The sequence below is a fragment of the Acidaminococcus sp. CAG:542 genome, from assembly GCF_000437815.1.
Classification (GTDB): domain Bacteria; phylum Bacillota; class Negativicutes; order Acidaminococcales; family Acidaminococcaceae; genus Acidaminococcus.
The window spans coordinates 39198-57156 of sequence record NZ_FR902020.1 but is presented as its reverse complement, the minus strand read 5'-3'; the positions used below and the strand labels follow the sequence as shown (position 1 = coordinate 57156).

General features: G+C 56.5%; 14 protein-coding genes and 5 tRNA genes. 1 reads left to right on the top strand and 18 read right to left on the bottom strand.

The annotated features are described in order from the left end of the window. The 17 genes from QVO43_RS01210 to QVO43_RS01130 all read right to left on the bottom strand — a co-directional run. Positions 1 to 182, bottom strand: a 182-nt coding sequence (locus QVO43_RS01210; RefSeq protein ID WP_288174282.1) for a GTP-binding protein, incomplete at its 3' end; no start/stop codon positions are given. A 74-nt stretch (positions 183 to 256) separates the two neighbouring features. After that, positions 257 to 333 (bottom strand) — tRNA-Met (locus QVO43_RS01205). Positions 334 to 338: 5 nt separating this feature from the next. Further along, positions 339 to 414 (bottom strand) — tRNA-Thr (locus QVO43_RS01200). Positions 415 to 417: 3 nt separating this feature from the next. Next, a tRNA-Met gene (locus QVO43_RS01195) sits at positions 418 to 493 on the bottom strand. Between the two features lie 5 nt (positions 494 to 498). Continuing rightward, positions 499 to 583, bottom strand: a tRNA-Tyr gene (locus QVO43_RS01190). Between the two features lie 22 nt (positions 584 to 605). Then, positions 606 to 681: transfer RNA gene (locus QVO43_RS01185), tRNA-Thr, on the bottom strand. A 130-nt stretch (positions 682 to 811) separates the two neighbouring features. Next, positions 812 to 1615 carry an undecaprenyl-diphosphate phosphatase gene (locus QVO43_RS01180; protein ID WP_022486797.1) on the bottom strand — a complete coding sequence of 268 codons (804 nt, stop codon included), beginning with the start codon at positions 1613 to 1615 and terminating at the stop codon, positions 812 to 814. Between the two features lie 157 nt (positions 1616 to 1772). After that, positions 1773 to 2891 carry a 6-phosphofructokinase gene (locus QVO43_RS01175; protein WP_022486796.1) on the bottom strand — a complete coding sequence of 373 codons (1119 nt, stop codon included), beginning with the start codon at positions 2889 to 2891 and terminating at the stop codon, positions 1773 to 1775. A 23-nt stretch (positions 2892 to 2914) separates the two neighbouring features. Continuing rightward, on the bottom strand, positions 2915 to 3376 hold the full coding sequence (gene brxF / locus QVO43_RS01170; protein ID WP_022486795.1) for a BREX-3 system P-loop-containing protein BrxF: 462 nt from the start codon (positions 3374 to 3376) through the stop codon (positions 2915 to 2917). 118 nt (positions 3377 to 3494) lie between these two features. Next, positions 3495 to 4229, bottom strand: coding sequence for an RNA polymerase sporulation sigma factor SigH (gene sigH, locus QVO43_RS01165; RefSeq protein WP_022486794.1), 735 nt, complete (start codon positions 4227 to 4229; stop codon positions 3495 to 3497). 102 nt (positions 4230 to 4331) lie between these two features. Then, entirely contained in the window at positions 4332 to 5084 is a 753-nt protein-coding gene (gene rlmB, locus QVO43_RS01160; RefSeq protein WP_022486793.1) for a 23S rRNA (guanosine(2251)-2'-O)-methyltransferase RlmB, read from the bottom strand. Between the two features lie 111 nt (positions 5085 to 5195). Further along, positions 5196 to 6377 carry an FprA family A-type flavoprotein gene (locus tag QVO43_RS01155; RefSeq protein ID WP_022486792.1) on the bottom strand — a complete coding sequence of 394 codons (1182 nt, stop codon included), beginning with the start codon at positions 6375 to 6377 and terminating at the stop codon, positions 5196 to 5198. A 133-nt stretch (positions 6378 to 6510) separates the two neighbouring features. Beyond that, positions 6511 to 7872, bottom strand: coding sequence for an alanine/glycine:cation symporter family protein (locus QVO43_RS01150; protein ID WP_022486791.1), 1362 nt, complete (start codon positions 7870 to 7872; stop codon positions 6511 to 6513). A 19-nt stretch (positions 7873 to 7891) separates the two neighbouring features. After that, the gene (locus QVO43_RS01145; RefSeq protein ID WP_022486790.1) at positions 7892 to 9649 is read right to left on the bottom strand and encodes an ABC transporter ATP-binding protein/permease; all 1758 of its coding nucleotides are present in this window, start codon (positions 9647 to 9649) and stop codon (positions 7892 to 7894) included. Positions 9650 to 9821: 172 nt separating this feature from the next. Next, positions 9822 to 12971 (bottom strand): efflux RND transporter permease subunit, encoded by a 3150-nt coding sequence (locus QVO43_RS01140; RefSeq protein ID WP_022486789.1) that lies wholly within the window; start codon positions 12969 to 12971, stop codon positions 9822 to 9824. A gap of 14 nt (positions 12972 to 12985) precedes the next feature. After that, positions 12986 to 14140: an efflux RND transporter periplasmic adaptor subunit gene (locus QVO43_RS01135; protein WP_022486788.1), complete on the bottom strand. Its 1155-nt coding sequence runs from the start codon at positions 14138 to 14140 to the stop codon at positions 12986 to 12988. Between the two features lie 107 nt (positions 14141 to 14247). Then, complete coding sequence (locus QVO43_RS01130) at positions 14248 to 15876, bottom strand: FG-GAP repeat protein (protein WP_022486787.1); 1629 nt, start codon at positions 15874 to 15876, stop codon at positions 14248 to 14250. A 215-nt stretch (positions 15877 to 16091) separates the two neighbouring features. On the opposite strand from QVO43_RS01130, the gene QVO43_RS01125 reads away from it, so the two are divergent. Further along, positions 16092 to 17507 carry an FAD-binding oxidoreductase gene (locus QVO43_RS01125; RefSeq protein ID WP_022486786.1) on the top strand — a complete coding sequence of 472 codons (1416 nt, stop codon included), beginning with the start codon at positions 16092 to 16094 and terminating at the stop codon, positions 17505 to 17507. A gap of 105 nt (positions 17508 to 17612) precedes the next feature. Here QVO43_RS01125 and QVO43_RS01120 read toward each other — a convergent pair. Next, positions 17613 to 17959, bottom strand: a 347-nt coding sequence (locus QVO43_RS01120; protein WP_288174269.1) for an aromatic amino acid lyase, incomplete at its 5' end; no start/stop codon positions are given.

Below are 17959 nucleotides of genomic sequence, written 5' to 3'. Positions count from 1 at the left end.
CGTTCTCTTTCTTCCGGAGCCTTATCGATATCAGCATAGGCTTCGAAAGTGGCCTTGCAGCCCGGAGTTTCGGATAGCACCTTGGTGATGGCCGCAGTCAGGGTCGTCTTGCCGTGGTCAACGTGACCGATGGTCCCAATGTTCACATGGGGTTTGGTTCTTTCAAATTTCTCTTTAGCCATTAGAATACCTCCCAACGCTTTCTGAATATTTTTTTGGATTTTAAAATAGCCCCTTTACGGGGCTGTGTTGGTAATGGTAGCGGCGCACGGATTTGAACCGCGGACAGGCCGGGTATGAACCGACTGCTCTAGCCAACTGAGCTACGCCGCCATAATTGGAGCTGATGACCAGAATCGAACTGGTGACCTTATCCTTACCAAGGATACGCTCTACCATCTGAGCTACATCAGCATGTGGTTGCGGGGGCTGGACTTGAACCAACGACCTTCGGGTTATGAGCCCGACGAGCTACCAACTGCTCCACCCCGCGATGTTTGGTGGAGAGAGAAGGATTCGAACCTTCGAAGCCAGAGGCGGCAGATTTACAGTCTGCTCCCTTTAACCACTCGGGAATCTCTCCACATTTGTCTGTCACGAATATTTGGAGCTGGCAAAAGGAATTGAACCCTCAACCTACTGATTACAAGTCAGTTGCTCTACCTATTGAGCTATGCCAGCGCTTTTCGTTCGTAACAAGGATAAGTATAAAGGAACATGGGGTTTTTGTCAACAGGTTTTTCAAAAAAAGTGTAAGGAATTTTATAAACCGAAAAAAAGGGGGCTGCTGCACCGGCAGCCGCCCCTTTTCTCACAGATAAAAATACCAGACCGTCACCAGGGCCAGAAGGATCCGGTAGATCCCGAAGGCGGTAAGGGTGGACCGCTGGAGGAATTTCATGAACCAGACAATGGACAGGTACCCTACCACGAAGGCAGTGACGAACCCAATGGCCAGCACCGTCAGGTCTCCGGCGCTGAGACCGGCCAGATTCTTCAGCAGTTCAAACAGGCAGGCCGCCACCATAATGGGCAGGGCCATGATGAAGGTAAAGTCCGCCCCGGCCTTCCGGTTCACCCCCACCAGCAGGGCTCCTCCCATGGTGGAGCCGCTCCGGGAGAACCCGGGCCACAGGGACAGGAACTGGAAGAAGCCGATGTACAGGGCCTGCCGGATGCTGATGTGATCCACATCCTGGACCAGTTCCTTTTCATGGCCCTTGATCCGATGTTCCGCATAGATCATCAGCAAAGCCCCCAGAACCAGGCCGATGGCCACCGTAGCCGGAGAGAACAGATATTTCTTGATGAAGGAGTGGACCAGGAAGGCGAAAGCCATGGTGGGCACGCAGCCGGCGGCAATATGCCAGCCGGTGAGCCCGTTTCCCAGCTGCCAGCCCTCTTTGGTCAGGAACCGGGCGAACCGTTCCTTGTAGAGCACCAGCACCGCCAGGATGGCCCCCAGCTGGATCACTACATCAAAGATCTTGGCCAGGTTCCCTTCGAAGCCGATCATATGGCCCACAATGATCATATGGCCGGTGGAAGATACGGGGATGAATTCCGTCAGGCCTTCCACAATGCCCAACAGCACCGCAATCAGATTTTCACTCACAATGCACACTCCTTCTTCTCTTCTTCGTCTGAGATTCCATTTCGTTTTAAGAACTTGTTCATTATATGGCATCCGGAGCAAAAAAAAAAGAGAAGACACGGATTTTTCCCCTGAGTTTAAGAAAAATTGTGCTTCTCTTTTTTGGTTGTTCAGAAAGTCATTCTTCCGGCTTTTCGTCCCCGAAAGAAATCCCCACTTCCCGGCCGGTCCGGACAATGTCCGAATCCACCGGCACCTGATGGGGTTTGGAGGCCGCCTGGGCAATGGGTACCCGGACGATCTGATTGGCCTGGAGGGAAACCATCACATTGTATTCCTCATCCAGACAGGCTTCCACAGCCGCTGCCCCGTACCGGGTGGAAAGCACCCGGTCGTAGGCGGTGGGAGAGCCTCCCCGCTGGAGGTAGCCCAGAACCGTGCACCGAGATTCGATGCCGGTTTTCTCTTCGATTTCCCGGGCCAGTTTTTCCCCGATGCCACCCAGCCGGATAGGTTCGAAACTTTCCTTCACCATCCGGGCAATGGTCAGCTGGCCCCCGATGGGTTTGGCCCCTTCCGCCACAGTGATGATGCTGAATTTCTTCCCATTCTGCTGGCGCCGGCGGATTTTCCGGATCACCGCATCCAGGTCATAGGGGATTTCCGGGATCAGGATCACATCCGCTCCCCCGGCTATCCCGGAATGGAGGGCGATCCAGCCTGCATACCGGCCCATGACTTCCAGCACCATCACCCGGTGATGGGATTCCGCCGTGGTATGGAGCCGGTCCAGGGCTTCCGTGGCCATGGCCATGGCCGTATCGAAGCCGAAGGTCCGTTCCGTGCAGGGCAGATCGTTGTCGATGGTCTTGGGGACCCCCACTACGTTCACCCCGCAGAACCGGTGGAGATCATAGGCGATCTTCAGGCTGCCGTCCCCGCCGATGACGATGAGACAGCCGATGCCGTGGTCTTTCAGGTTCCGGACCACATCTTCCCGCCGGTCTTCATAGATCACATTGCCTTTTTCATCTTCTCCGGCGGCATAATGGAAGGGATTGTCCCGGTTGGTGGTTCCCAAGATGGTCCCGCCCCGGGGCAGGATCCCGGAAACATCTTCCAGGCCCATCAGCTTCATGTCGTTGCAGATCAGCCCGTGGAAGCCATTGGAAATGCCGTAGATCTCAAATCCATGATGGATGGCCGTCTTTACCACGGCCCGGATCACGGCGTTCAGGCCCGGGCAGTCACCTCCGCCGGTAAGGACCGCCAGGGTTCCCCTTTTCTTTTCCTGCATTGGACTTCACCCTTTCCTGGCTGTTATTCCACTTCCCACACCGTATAGTCCGCGGCGGAGATCCGGATGGATTCCGTGCCGTCGAACTTGTCATAGCACAGCAGCCCGTCGTTTACATAACCGGGCCAGGCCAGCACTACCGTATAGGCTTTCCCCAGGGCATCGATGACGCTCTTGGGATCAATGTGGAACACGGGAACGAACAGCGTCTGCACCCGGTCCAGCAGGATCACATCTCCCCGGTGGCCGGACAGTTCTTCCGTCAGCATTTCCGGAGCTTTTTCCTTCCGTTCACTGGGCAGCAGCTTCAGGAATTCTTCGGTGATCAAAAGCCGGGTATCCACATAATCCCAGCCTTTGGCTTCCGCCGCTTCCCGGAGCAGTTTGCTTTTGCCGCTGCCGGGTTTCCCGGTAACGACCAGGACCTTTTCATCCTTTGCCTGTACGGCTTCCACCTGTTTCAGAAATTCTTCCATTTGACTCATGTGTATCGCCCTCCCTTAGATGCATGGATTTTCCGCTGTTTATACCATGTTATTCGCCGTGAGAAAAGAGAATTCCTGCAAAAGAGTTTTTTTCTTCTTTTCACCGGCCAGCGAATTGTCAGATTGTTTCAATTCTATCATTCTTGTTATGGCTGGTCCGGAGATGTTCCTTGGCTGCCATAATCAAAAGTCCCTTGTTCAGTGTCATCAGGTCCAGTTCATGGTTCCGGCTGGCCAGATATTTTTCCAGTTTCCGTTTTACCCGCTGAAGAGCGTTGTCAATGGATTTGGTGCTCCGCTGGAGTTCCCGGGCAATCTCCTGGTAGCTTTTGCTTTCCAGGTATTTGCACAGGGCCTGCCATTCCAGACTGCTGAGCATGGCACTGACGTTCCGCTCAATGTCATTGAAGGCTTCCTGGTCCACCAGCAGATTTTCCGGATCCACTCCGTGACTTCCCCCCAGCATGTCCAACAGGGTCCGTTCCTTGCCTTCCTCAAACACCGGCTTGTCCAGGGACACATAACAGTTGAGAGGCCGATGTTTCTGCCGGGTGGCGCTTTTGATGGCAGAAATGATCTGCCGGTTCACGCAGACTTCCGCAAAGACCTTGAAGGAAGCCTGCTTTCCCGGCCGGTAATCCCGTATGGCCTTGAAAAGGCCGATCATCCCTTCTTGGATGATGTCCTCCTTTTCCGCCCCCACCAGAAAATACCGGCTGGCCCGGATCCGGATGAATTCCTTGTACTTGTCCAGCAGATACTCCTGAGCCTGCCGGTCATCCCGGTCCTGGATCAGCTGGATCAGCTCCTCGTCGGACAGGGTGTCATAGACTTTCCGCAGTTCTTCCTGCAACAGTTCACGCCCCCTCTGGTGTGTTTTGTGCTCCTTCTGATGTTGAGACCGAGGGGCTGCATGCCGCCTGCCTCAGCCTCTGTGCTCTTTACTCTGCACCCTTCACGGCTTCTTCCGCCCTTCCAGGATCCGCTGCCGGACAATGTCATAGAGCAGGATCCCGCCTGCCACAGAGGCATTCAGGCTGGACACCTGCCCCAGCATGGGGATGCGGACGATGAAGTCACAGTTTTCTTTCACCAGACGGCCCAGGCCCTTGCCTTCCGCCCCCACCACCAGCACCATGGGGCCGGTAAGGTTGGCGTCGAAATACTGGGATTCCCCGTCCATATCCGCCCCGGCGATCCAGAAGCCCCGCTTTTTCAGCTGCTTCATGGTCTGGGCAATATTGCCGATCTGGATCACCGGCACATATTCAATGGCACCGGCAGAAATCTTGGCCACCACTCCGTTGAGAGGGCAGCTCCGGCGCTGGGGCAGCAGCACCCCGTGGACCCCAGCCGCATTGGCGGTCCGGATCAGGGCTCCCACATTCTGGGGATCCTGGAGTTCATCCAGGAGCAGCAGCAGGGGCACTTCTCCCCGGCTTTCCACCCGGGCCAGCACCGTATCCAGATCCTGGAAGGCCACCGGCGCCCCCTGGGCCGCCACCCCCTGGTGACGGACCCCGTCGGAAATTCGGTCCAGGGCTTCCCGGGTCACCTTTTCCACCGGGATCTTCCGTTCCTGAGCCAGTTCCAGGATCTCGCTGAGACTGCCCCCGTGGCTGCCTTCCTGGATCAGCACTTTGTTGAAGGGCCGGCCGCTGCGCAGGGCTTCCCGCACCGCATTCCGTCCCACAATGAAATCTTCCATGGTTCCTCCTGATACAAGGGAAGGGCTGCCGCAGCTGCGACAACCCCTTTCCCGTTGTCCCGGTCAGCGCCTTCCGCCTTTTGGCATCCGGTCCGCTGGTTCCGGCAGATTTTATTCTCCCTTGCTGACTTTTTCCGCAAAGTCGTAGCCGTACTGTTCTGCCGCTTCCAGTTCAGCAGGCAGCGGACGCCATTTCACATTGTACCCGGGCAGCAGTTCCATGCCGGACTCCTTGATCATGGCTTCCATATCCTTTTCCGCACCGCCGGCCCAGCCGTAGGTCCCGAAGGCAGCGGCCTTCTTGCCAGTGGGTTTCAGGCCCTTCAGGTAAGTAAGGAACCCGCCGATGGTGGGCATCATGCCGGAATTCTGGGTGGGAGAACCGATCAGGATCCCTTTGGCGGTGAGCAGGTCGCTGACGATATCCGCCTTCAGGCTGCTTTCATACCGGTACAGCTTCACCCGCATTCCTTGCTTTTCGATGCCTTTGATCATGGCCCGGGCCATGGCGGCGGTGCCGCCCCACATGGTGTCGAATACCACCAGTACCCGGTCCACGGTTTCACCCTTGCCCCAGGATTCGTACCGGCTCAGGATGTCGTCGATGTGGGAGCGCCAGATGCAGCCGTGGCAGCTGCAGATCATCTTGAGAGGCAGGCTCCGGACCAGTTTCACCGTATTGGGTACCAGTTTCCGGTAGGGCATCAGGATGTTGGCGAAGTATTTCTGGGCTTCGAAGAACATGTTTTCCACTTCGGTTTCGTCATCGAACAGCTTGCTGCAGCAGTAGTGCTGCCCGAAGGCATCGCTGGAGAACAGGATCTGTTCTTCCGGGCAGTAGGTGACCATGGAATCCGGCCAGTGGAGCATGGGAATGGGCTGGAAGGCCAGGGTCCGTTTGCCCAGGCTTACGGTATCCCCTTTTTTCACGATCTGGGTCTTGAAGATATCCCCGTAATGTTCTTTCAGTTCATTGGCCCCCTGGACCGTGATCAGGAAGGTGGCATTGGGGCAGGCCCGGGCCAGAGCCGGCAGGCTTCCGGAATGGTCCGGTTCCACATGGTTCACTACAATGTAGTCGATTTTTTCCGGATCCACAATGGTCCGGATGTTGCTCAGCTGTTCCCCGGCGAAGGGAGCCTTCACCCCGTCGATCAGGCAGATTTTTTCATCCATGATCAGGAAGGAGTTGTAGGTGACCCCCCGGGGAGTGGCAAAGCCGTGGAAGTCATGGAGGGTCCAGTCCCGGATCCCCACTTCGTATATATCATTGACAATAGTACGAGCTTTCATGTTGAATCTCCTTTCAAAAATAACAGTTCCTTTTTCGCCCTATCATTATACTATTTTCTTCTTTCCATGACAATTTGAAAAACGGAAGTCCCAGAGAGACTTCCGTTTTGTCAATGGTCAATGGTTCTGCTGCTCAGGCAGCAGAACCATTCTTCTTTTCCTCTTTCACATGCTCCATATACTTCCGGGTCTCGGACACCACCACACCGGACAGGCCCAGAAGGGCGATCAGGTTGGGGATGGCCATAAGGCCGTTTACGATATCTGCCAGGATCCAGATGGATTCCAGTTTCAGGAAGGCCCCGCAGCCCACCAGCAGGATGAAGCCCACCCGGTAGGGCATGATCCCTTTGACCCCCACCAGGTATTCCATGCACCGTTCTCCGTAGTAGTTCCAGCCCAGGATGGTGGTGAAGGCAAAGAGCACCAGCCCCACCATGAGCATGTAGCCCCCGAAGTGGGGATAAGCCTGGAGGAACGCCGCATTGGTCAGTGCGGCTCCGTTCAGATCCGTTTTCCACAGACCGCTGATCACCACCACCAAACCGGTCATGGTGCAGATGATAATGGTGTCGATAAAGGTACCGGTCATGGAAACCATTCCCTGTTCCGCCGGCCATTTGGTCTTGGCAGCAGCGGCCACAATGGGAGCGCTCCCCAGGCCGGATTCGTTGGAGAATACCCCACGGGCCACCCCGTTCCGCATGGCGAACAGCACGCTGGCTCCCAGGAAGCCCCCTACTGCCGCCGTGGGATGGAAGGCATCATAGAACACTTCCGCAATGGCCCCCGGCACTTTGTCCGCAAAGATCACCAGGAAGCCCAGGGTAGAAGCCATGTAGATTACAGCCATGGCCGGCACCACCTTGGATGCGGTCTTGGCAATGCTCTGAAGGCCTCCCAGAGTAATGGCCGCCACCAGGATGGTGAGCACCACGGCGGTGTATTCCACCGGGATCCCGGCATTCAGCTGGGTGATCTGGACAATGGAGTTCACCTGGGCAAAGGTCCCGATGCCGAAATAGGCCACCAGTACCCCGAAGAAGGCGAAAGCAATGGCCAGAGGCCGGTAGGCCCGGCCCAGCCCGTTTTCAATGTAGTACATGGGGCCCCCGGAAATCTGTCCCTTGTCATCCACGGTCCGGTATTTCACTGCCAGGCAGCCTTCCGCATATTTGGTGGCCATGCCGAAGAAGGCGGCGATCCACATCCACAGGATGGCCCCCGGCCCCCCGGCTTTGATGGCCGTAGCCACCCCTACAATGTTCCCGGTGCCCACAGTGGCAGCCAGGGCGGTGCACAGGGCCTTGAAGGAATCGATGTCCCCTTCTCCCTGGTTTTCCGCGGAAAAGATCAGTTTCAGGGAACGGGGCAGACGGAAAATCTGCAGGAAACCCAGCCGGAAGCTGAGGAAAATCCCGGTCCCCACCAACAGGACCAGCAAGGGCGGTCCCCAGACAAAGCTGTCGATCTGATTCAGCAACGCAATACTCATAAACAAACTTCCCCCTTTTTCATTGAGCCCGCAGGCGCTCTTCCCACTTCTCCGCACTTTCCAGAGAAGCTGTATGTGTTTCTTTATCCAAAGCCAGCACCCGCTGGTGATAGCGGAGCAGCGTGCTTCTGTGTCCAACGCTGACCAGGGTGGTCCCAGGCAGCTTTTCTCCCAGGGTCCGGTACAGGGCCCCTTCCGTTTCCTCATCCAGGGCGGAAGTGGATTCATCCAGGAACAGCCACCGGGGCTGATAAAGCAGGGCCCGGGCAAAGGCCAGCCGCTGCTGTTCCCCGATGGAGAACACATGGGACCAGTCCCCTTCTTCCTGGAGATGGACTGTCAGATACCCGATCCGGCACTGTTCCAGGGCCTCCTTCAGGGTTTCGTCGGAAAATTCCCGGGTGCCGGGATACAGCACCGCATCCCGGAGAGTCCCCAAGGGCAGATAGGGCCGCTGGGGAATGAACATCAGCTGATCCTGGGGCGGCAGGGCTACCTTTCCCCGGGCAAAGGGCCAGATCCCCGCCAGGGCCCGGAGCAGAGTGCTTTTCCCGCTGCCGCTGATGCCCTTGATCAGCACATTGGTGCCCGGCTCCAGGGTCAGGTCCAGAGGTTTCAGGATGGGCTGTCCGTTGGGCAGGTCCACTTCCAGAGGCTCCAGACGGACAGCGCCGCCGGTGCTTTCCACCCGTTCCACATGGCTCTGGCTGCCGGCTTCCTGGACCCGGACCATGTCTTCCTCAAACCCCGTGAGCCGGTCCACCACCGCCTGCCATTCCGCCAGGGAAGCGTACATGTCCACAAAGTAGGACAGGGAATCCTGGACCCGGCCAAAGGCCGTGGCCACCTGCATCAGGCCCCCCAGGGTCAGTTCCCGGCGCAGGAACCGGGGAATGGCCACTACAAAAGGAAAGATGATGGCAATCTGGGAATAGCCGGAATTCAGCCACACCAGCTGTTTCTGCTTCAGGACGATTTTCCAGAAGTTGTCCAGCAGCAGGGCGAAGCGTTTCTTGAACACTTTCCCTTCCAGCTGTTCTCCCTGATAGAATGCCACGCTTTCCGCATTTTCCCGCATACGCATCATGCTGAACCGGAAATCCGCCTCCCGGCGCTGCTGGAAGAAGTTCAGGGCCACCAGCTTGTGGCCCACCCGGTGGGTGAGCCAGGTTCCCACAGAGGCGTAAGCCACCGCCACCCAGACCATATACCCGGCAATGTGCCAGGTACGGCCCAAAAAGGCAAAGGAAAAGGGACCGGACAGCTGCCACAGGATCACCACAAAGGAAACCAGGGTGCACAGGGCCTTCACGATCCCCACAAAGAACCCCAGGGTCTTGGTGACAAACAGATTCACGTCCTCACTGATCCGCTGGTCCGGGTTGTCCATTTCCTTCCCGAACATTTCCAGCCGGTAATAGGTCCGGTGCTGGAGCCACCGGTCGATGTACCGGTTGGTGAGCCAGCGCCGCCAGTTCAGCACCAGCACCTGCTGGAGGTAGTAGGCATAAACGGCCAGGATGATATAGATAAAAGCCAGCACAGTGAACCGCTTCAGCTGGTGGAAGATTTCTTCTGTCTGGTAGTTCTGGAGTGCGGTGTAGAAAGCGTTGTTCCACTGGTTCAGCAGCACCAGCATGGCCACCACCGCCAGGGTCAGCACCAGGATGGCCAGCAGTAAGGCGTAGGCTTTTTTCTTTTCTTCACTTTTCCAATAGCTGCGGGTCAGGTGCCAGACCTGAATGAGCAGTTTTTTCGTACCATTTGTTTGTTTCACGTGTCCTTCACCTTACACAATCAAGAATAAAAACTATTATATCCGTTCCAATGAAAAAAAGCAAAGATTTTTGGAGAAAAAAGGGGCTGCTGCATACGCAACAGCCCCTTTTCAATTGTCGATTGACTATTGACAGTAAAGGACTGCTGCAATGCAGCAGTCCTTTACCACGTTATTTCTTTTCTTCCGGAATCGGATCATCCACGGAGCCTACAGGCACCTTGGGATGGAAGACCTTTTCGATGGTGAGGAACAGGACCGGCACCAGGAACAGGCTCAGGAAGGTGGAAGCCATCATGCCGCCGATGATGGCGGTACCGATGGAGGTACGGCTGCCGGCACCGGCGCCGCTGGCCCAGGCCAGAGGCACAGCCCCGATGACCGTGGAGAAGGCAGTCATCAGGATAGGACGGAGACGGACCGTAACCGTATCCACCAGAGCGGGCATGACAGCCCAGCCGTCGTCCACTCTCATCTTGGCGTATTCCACGATCAGGATGGCGTTCTTGGCGGACAGCCCGATCAGCACGATCAGCCCGATCTGCATGTAGATATCACTGGTGAGCCCCCGGAGGAACTGGAAGCCTACAGCGCCCATAACGGCGGAAGGCACCGCGAAGATGATGCCCAGAGGCAGGGTCCAGCTTTCATACAGGGCGGACAGACACAGGTACACGAACACCAAGGAGATCCCGAACATCATGAAGGAAGAGTTCCCGGCGGCTTTTTCGTCCCGGCTCTGGTCCGTCCACTGGTAGGTATACCCACTGGGCAGTTCGCTGTTCAGCACGCTTTCGATGGCGGCAATGGCCTGACCGGTGGACACGTTGGTGGCCGGAGACCCGGCGATCTTGGCCCCACGGGCCCCGTTGAACCGGGTGATAACTGGGGCAGCCGGAATTTCCTTGCTGGTTACCAAAGCGCTCAGAGGCACCAGGGACCCGGTGGTGCTGGCCACATACAGGTTGGAGAAGCTCTTTACATCCCCTCTGTATTTGGGATCAGCCTGGATGACCACTTTCCAGGTCTTGCCCAGCAGGTTGAAGTCGTTGACTTCGCTGCCGCCCAGGTTGGCCTGGAGGGCGGTGAATACGCTGGATACCGGCACGTTCAGGCTTTCCGCCTTGGCCCGGTCCACATCGAACTGGAGGGCCGGAGTATTATCGGTAAAGGTGGTGTAGATGGTGGCCAGTTCCGGACGCTGCCGAAGCTTGCCCAGGATGGTCTGCACATCTTTGGCCATGGTGTTGGTGTCATGGCCGGTGGTATCCATGATGTACAGGCTCAGGCTCCCGGTGTTGGACAGACCGGGGAGTACGGCCTGGTTGAAGGCCATGGAAGTGGCCGCCGGGTTCTGGGCACCCATCATGTTCAGCTTTTTCAGGACGCTGAATACACTCGTATCCTCCGTGGTCCGGTTCTGGATATCATCCAGTTTTACCGGTATGATGGCCGCATTGGGCTTTCTGCCCATGGACAGTACATCGATGCCCACGATTTGCAGTACATGTTTCACCCCGGGGATCTTCCGGATCTCTTCCACCATTTCATTGGTGACTTTGGTGGTCCGGTTGGTGGAAGCCGCTTCCGGCAAAGAAGCCGTCATCATGGCAAAGCTCTGGTCTTCATCAGGCAGGTAGGAGGAAGGGATCAGCTTGAAGAACATGCCGATCAGCACAAAGACGATGGCCAGTCCCACCAGCCCCAGTTTGAAATGCCGGAGCAGCCGTTTCACGTTCTTTACGTATTTGCCGGTGGTCCGTTCCAACCACCGGTTGAAATAGCCGAACATTTTGCCCAGGAATCCTTTGCTGCCGTTGGGATCCTTGGGTTTGATCACCATGGCGCACACGGCGGGGCTCAAAGACATGGCCACTACGGCGGAGATACTTAGAGCCACCACGATACTCAGGGCGAACTGTTTGTACAGTACCCCGGTGATCCCGCTCAGGAAGGCTACGGGCAGGAACACGGCCAGCAGTACGAAGGCAGTGGCCACAATGGCTCCGGATACTTCCCGCATGGCGTTGTAGGTGGCTTCCTTGGGATCCATCCCCAGGGCATCCACATTGTGTTCCACGGCTTCCACCACTACGATGGCGTCGTCCACCACGATCCCGATGGCCAGCACCAGGGCGAACAGTGTCAGTGTATTGATGGTAAAGTCAAAAATGATGAAGGACCCGAAAGTTCCCAACAGAGAAACCGGGATGGCCAGGGTAGGAACCAGGGTGGCCCGCCAGCTTTGCAGGAACACCCAGGTGATCAGCACCACCAGTACCAGGGTTTCCACCAGGGTGACCACCACTTCCTTCAGGGATTCCCGTACATATTCGGTGTTGTCCTGTACGATGGTCAGTTTCAGATCCGGCGGGAAGTTCTTTTCCGCCTCCGCCAGCACCTTCTTCACTTCTGCCACGGATTCCAGGGCGTTGGCGTCGGTGTTCAGGCTGATGGCGTAGTTCATGGCGTTCTTTCCGTCCAGTTTGGAGGTAACGCTGTCGTCACGGGGACCGAATTCCACCCGGGCCACATCTTTTACCCGGAGCAGATTCCCGCTGCTGTTCTTGATGATGATGTTGCCGAATTCATCCGCAGTGGAGAGACGGCCTTTCACACGGGCGGAATACTGGAATTCCTGATCCGCCTCATTGGGCCGGGCCCCGATGCTCCCAGCAGGTGCCTGGACGTTCTGGCTGGCAATGGCATTCTTTACATCTGCCGCCGTCACGCCCAGCTGGGCCATTTTCATGGGATCCAGCCATACCCGCATGGACAGTTCCGGTCCATATTCGCTGACTTCAGATACCCCTTTCACACGCTTCAGGGCATCCACGAACTGGGTGGCCCCATAGGTTTTCATGAACAGGGTGTCATAAGTGCCGTTGGGGGAAGTCAGGGCGAAATACATGATGGTTTCCGCCGATTCCTTCTTGGTGGTGACCCCGTAGGTGCTTACTTCACTGGGCAGAGAAGCAGAAGCCTGGGCTACCCGATTCTGCACCTTGACGGAGTCCATATCCGGATCCGTCCCCAGTTCGAACTTTACGTCCAGGGTGTAGTTGCCCTGGTTGTCACTGGTGGAGTTCATATCCACCATGCTGTCCACCCCGTTGACCTGCTTTTCAATGGCCTGGGCCACAGACTGTTCCACAACCTCCGCACTGGCCCCCACATAGTTGGTCCGCACACTGATCCGGGGATTGGAGATCTGGGGATACTGGGCAATAGGCAGGTTGTAGGCGGAAATGATTCCCACCAGAGTGATGATGATGGCTATGACGCAGGCAAATACAGGGTGATCAATGAAATACTTTGCCACTCTACTTTACCTCCTTACTTCCCGCTGGTCTGGGTCGTGTCGGTGGTATCCAGATCCGCTTCCGTCATAGGGGAAGCGTTGACTTTGGCGCCTTCCTTCAGCTTCTGGACCCCTTCCACCACAACGGTTTCCGTACCGTCCAGACCGCTCTTCACCAGCCACAGTTTCCCGATCCGGGCCCCCAGCTGGACTTCCTTCATGCTGACGGTGTTGTCGCTGTTGATCACATAGACGAAATGCTTATACATCACGTCGGTGACAGCCCGCTGAGGCACCAGGATGGCGTTGGGCACCGTGGAACCCACCACGGAAATGTTGGCGAACATACCGGGCAGCAGCACCCCGTTGGGATTCTGGAACTCCGCCTTCAGGGTCAGGGTACCGGTGGTGTCGCTGACGCCCCGGTCCACCTGGGTCACGGAACCTTTTTCCGGATAGGTGGTGCCGTCGCTGAGCTTCATGGTCACGTTCTGGAGCTTGGTGCCGTTGTTGGTGTTCCCTTTCATGATATCCAGGTAATCCGCCTGGGATACGGAGAACCGCACCCGCATGGGATCACTGCCGGAAATGGTGGTGAGCACCGTGGAGTTGGCCGTTACGAAAGAACCTTCCGCCAGAGGATTGGTATCGATCTTCCCGGAGAAAGGAGCCACGATCTGGGTATCACTTACATCCACCTGGGAAGAAGCCAGGATGGCAGACTGGGCATCCACGGCAGCCTGGGCCTGAGCCAGCTGGGTGTTGTACTGGTCCGCGGTCTGTTTGCTTACAGCCCCCTGTTCATACAGGGTCTGGTACCGGGCGGCATCCCGCTGGGCATTGGCCAGAGTGGCCTGGGCATTGGCCAAATTGGCCTGGGCATTCAGCACGGAATTCTGATAGTTCCGGGGGTCGATTACATAGAGCAGCTGACCGGCTTCCACATAATCCCCGCCGTTCACCAGTTTCTGGACAATGGTACCGGTGACCTTGCTCTTGATCTGCACGTCATTGGCCGCTTCCACGAAGCCGGTGTAATCATAGGTAATGGGGGTATCCCGCTTGATGACCTTCATGGACTTTACAGCCACGTCTCCCGCCGCCGGTGTGGTCTTGCTGCCGCAGCCGGCAACGCCTACCAGCAGAAGGAGAGCCATCCCGATGGATATCGCTTTTTTCTTTCCTAACATGGACAATCCTCCTAAAATCCTGCCCTTGCGGGCATGTACTGCAATCGTGAAACAGTTATAGAAAACCTTGTATATTATATCGTATGCAATTTCCAGATTCAAACCTGTTATTTAGAGGTTTTTTCTTTATTTTCTACGTTTTTTACTTCTTTTTTCACGTTTTCTTCATTTGACTGGCTAGTCAAAAATACTTCCCCGGGACGGTTTTTCGTCAGGAACGGCAGGACCTTTTCCGCCTCCAGATCGTATTCCTTCTGGTCACCGTACAAAAGGCCCAGAGCCTCTCCATCGAAGTAATAGCCAGTCACGTCTTCCGGCTTCAGCAGCAGTCCGCCGGCGGCTGTTTCCTTTTCCACCATCCGCCAGAATTTTCCCCAGGGCCGGATCATGTCCTTCAGGGCCACTTCCTCTCCGGTATCCATATTGAAGTTCCAGCACCGGGTAATGGCCTGGCTCTTGTCCCGTTCCGTCAGGAGCCCCAGGACCATAATGCTGGCATAGTGCCGGCCGCTGTATTTCACATCATAATCCAGGTTCAACCGGGTGCCGATGGACACGTTCTTCAGCTGATTCCGGACAAAGGATTCGATGCCATGGTTCAGTTTCCAGGCCAGTTTCCCATCCAGCTTCTGGAAGTGGGGATATTCCACCGCCCCGTTTTCCGCCGGCACCTTCAGGGAAACGATTTCGTAGCCGCTTTCTCCGGTGACCTTGTCTCCGCTGGTATAGGTGGGTTTGGTGTACAGCTCCGCCTGGAACCCCACGTTCCTGGGTTCCCAGCCTCCGGCCCGGTATTCCCACACAATCCGTACATAGCCCAGGGGGTCCGCGTTCAGCACCCCCAGCACCTTCTGGATGGTGATCACTTCATCCACCCCGTCCCCGTTCACGTCCAGGGCACTGAGCTGACTCAGGTTTTGGATATAGGGCCGCAGGCCGGATTCTTTCAGGCTGCCGTCCTCATTGTACACGTTCAGGTTCCGGTAGGCGTCCTTCTCCCCGGAAAGATCCAGCACCATGTCCTGTTTCAGATCCGGGAAGGACAGGCTGGCCCGGTAATCCGGCAGATAAGTGCCCACCATGGACACCCCCCGGTTCTCTTCCTGGCCGAACACCTCCTGGAGCTTCCCGTCGATCACATCCAGGATCCGGTAGGAGACCATCCCGCCGGAGCCGCCGCTGGGCGCAGCAATGATCACGTCCGGATACCCGTCTCCAGTCACATCCGCAAGGGTCAGGTAGGCATTGTAGCCTCCCAGGTTCTGAGGCCGGTAGTAGTATTTCACCCGGTTGGCCCCGGCAGCGCCGGTTTCCCGGACGATCAGGTACATATCCCCCATGTAGCTGGATTTATCCACCAGGGGATTCCCCATAAGATCCACCACTTCCTCCACGCCATCTCCGTCAATATCCCCGATGGCTTCGCTGAGCAGCTGACCCCGCTGGAGGGAAAAGTCCACTTCTCGGGTCCGGCGCAGATCATCGGCTTTTTGGACCGGATTGACACTGTCCTTCCCGGCTGCTTCCATCCCCGGCTTTTGGGTTCCGGTCTTGGCCGGTCCCTTTTTGTCAGCCAGAGCCGTTTCTCCGGAGCCGGCAGCCGGTTCCGTTCCGTCTGTCTGAGCAAAAGTCCGCAGGTCATGCACCGGTGCTGCTGCATCTGCCAGTACCGGCAGGCAGAGACTTCCTGCCAGGGCCAGGCTGAGTATGATTTTTTTCCCGATTGGTTGTTCCATGGTCCACCCACACTTACCCTTTCCATCATGTTTTATAGTTCATTATACTATAGGTTTCCCCTTTTCGTCTGCTTTCTCTGAAAAGATTCTGTATCCGGTGGATGGATAAGTTTTCACGGATTACCAAATATTAAGAAAGTTCTTTACAGTCCGTAAGAAATTGATTATACTATCCCCATGTTTCTTTTTATAGAACCGAAGGGGGAGCTTGTACAATGATCGAATACAATCCGATTACACCGGATGTGCTGGAAGCACTCCGTGAAATTTCTGGAAAACGGGTGATCACCGGCGAAGACATCAACCCGGACTACACCCATGATGATATGCCCATTTACGGCATCGGCATGCCGGAAGCCACCATCGATGTGGAAAGCACCGAAGAAATCGCCGCCATTATGAAGCTGTGCAACGAACATCACATCCCGGTCACCGTCCGGGGCGCCGGCACCGGCCTGGCAGGCGGAGCCACTCCGGTCCAGCGGGGCCTGGTGCTGTGCACCTCCCGGATGAACCAGATCCTGGGCTATGACGAAAAGAACATGAACGTGCGGGTACAGCCCGGGGTCCTGCTGGACACCCTGTCCAAGGACGCCCTGGCCCACGGGATGTTCTATCCCCCGGATCCGGGCGAAAAATTCGCCACCCTGGGAGGCAACGTGTCCACCAACGCCGGAGGCATGCGGGCCGTAAAATACGGCACCACCCGGGATTACGTCCAAGCCATGACCGTGGTCCTGCCCACCGGGAAAGTGATCCATCTGGGGGCTCCCGTCTCCAAGACCTCTTCCGGCTACAGCCTGCTGAACCTGATCATCGGCTCTGAAGGCACTCTGGGGATCATTACGGAACTGACCCTGAAACTGATTGCCCCGCCCAAATGCCATGTAACCCTGATCGTTCCCTTTGCGGAACTGGCTGACGGCATCGGTGCCGTGCCGGCCATCAAACATTCCGGCCTGGATCCCCAGACCCTGGAATTCTTCGAAAAGGAAATCCTGGAATCTTCCGAAGCCTACATGGGCAAAAGCGTCTTCCCGAAAGAAGTGGAAGGCCAGGAAGTGGGTGCCTATCTCCTGGTGACCCTGGATTCCAACGACCGGGACCTGCTGGACAAACAGGTGGAAGAAGCGGCAGAAATGCTCCTGGAAGCCGGTGCCCTGGATGTGCTGGTGGCAGATACTCCCATGTTCCTGGAAAAGACCTGGGCAGCCCGTTCCTCCTTCCTGGAAGGCATCGAAGAACAGTTCAAGCTGCTGGATGAATGTGACGTGGTGGTCCCTGTATCCAAGATCCCGGATTTTGTCCTGTACATCAAGGAAATCCAGGGAGACTTCCCCTTCGAAGTGAAGATGTTCGGCCATGCCGGGGACGGCAACCTGCACATCTACACCTGTGCCAACGACATGGATCTGATGGAATTCAAGAAATCCGTGGAACAGTTCATGCATCTGCTGTACGCCAAATGCACGGAACTGGGCGGCCAGATTTCCGGGGAACACGGCATCGGCTTCGGCAAGGTCCAGTTCCTGGCAGAAAACCTGGGCGACACCACCATTTCCCTGATGCAGGGCATCAAGGAAGTCTTCGACCCCAACCTGATCCTGAACCCCAACAAAGTCTGCTTCTGATTTTTGCAGCCAAAAGACTGCCGCAACTGCGGCAGTCTTTTTTTGTGCATAAAATGGAGGCTGTTGCAAAAGCAACAGCCTCCAGAGGGATGGTTATGGGATTTCTCAGAAGAACTTCAGGTCCACCTTGTCCTCTACTGCATCCAGGATACCGCCTTCCTGGACCAGGTTGGTGATCTTTTCCAGTTCCTTGAACATTTCGATGTCCTTGTCGTAAGCGATGAAGTCATTGGATTTCCGGACTGCATCATAGGCAGCCTGGGTACCAGCCCCCAGTTTGAAGCCTTCCCCTTCCCGCAGGTCGATGGCCTGGCAGGCGGCCAGGATTTCCGTGGCCACCACCCGGCGTGCGTTGAAGGCGATTTCTCCGGCTTTCCGGGCGGCATGGGCCCCCATGCTGACCAGGTCTTCCTGGTTTTCGCAGGAAGGAATGGAATCCACGGAAGCAGGAT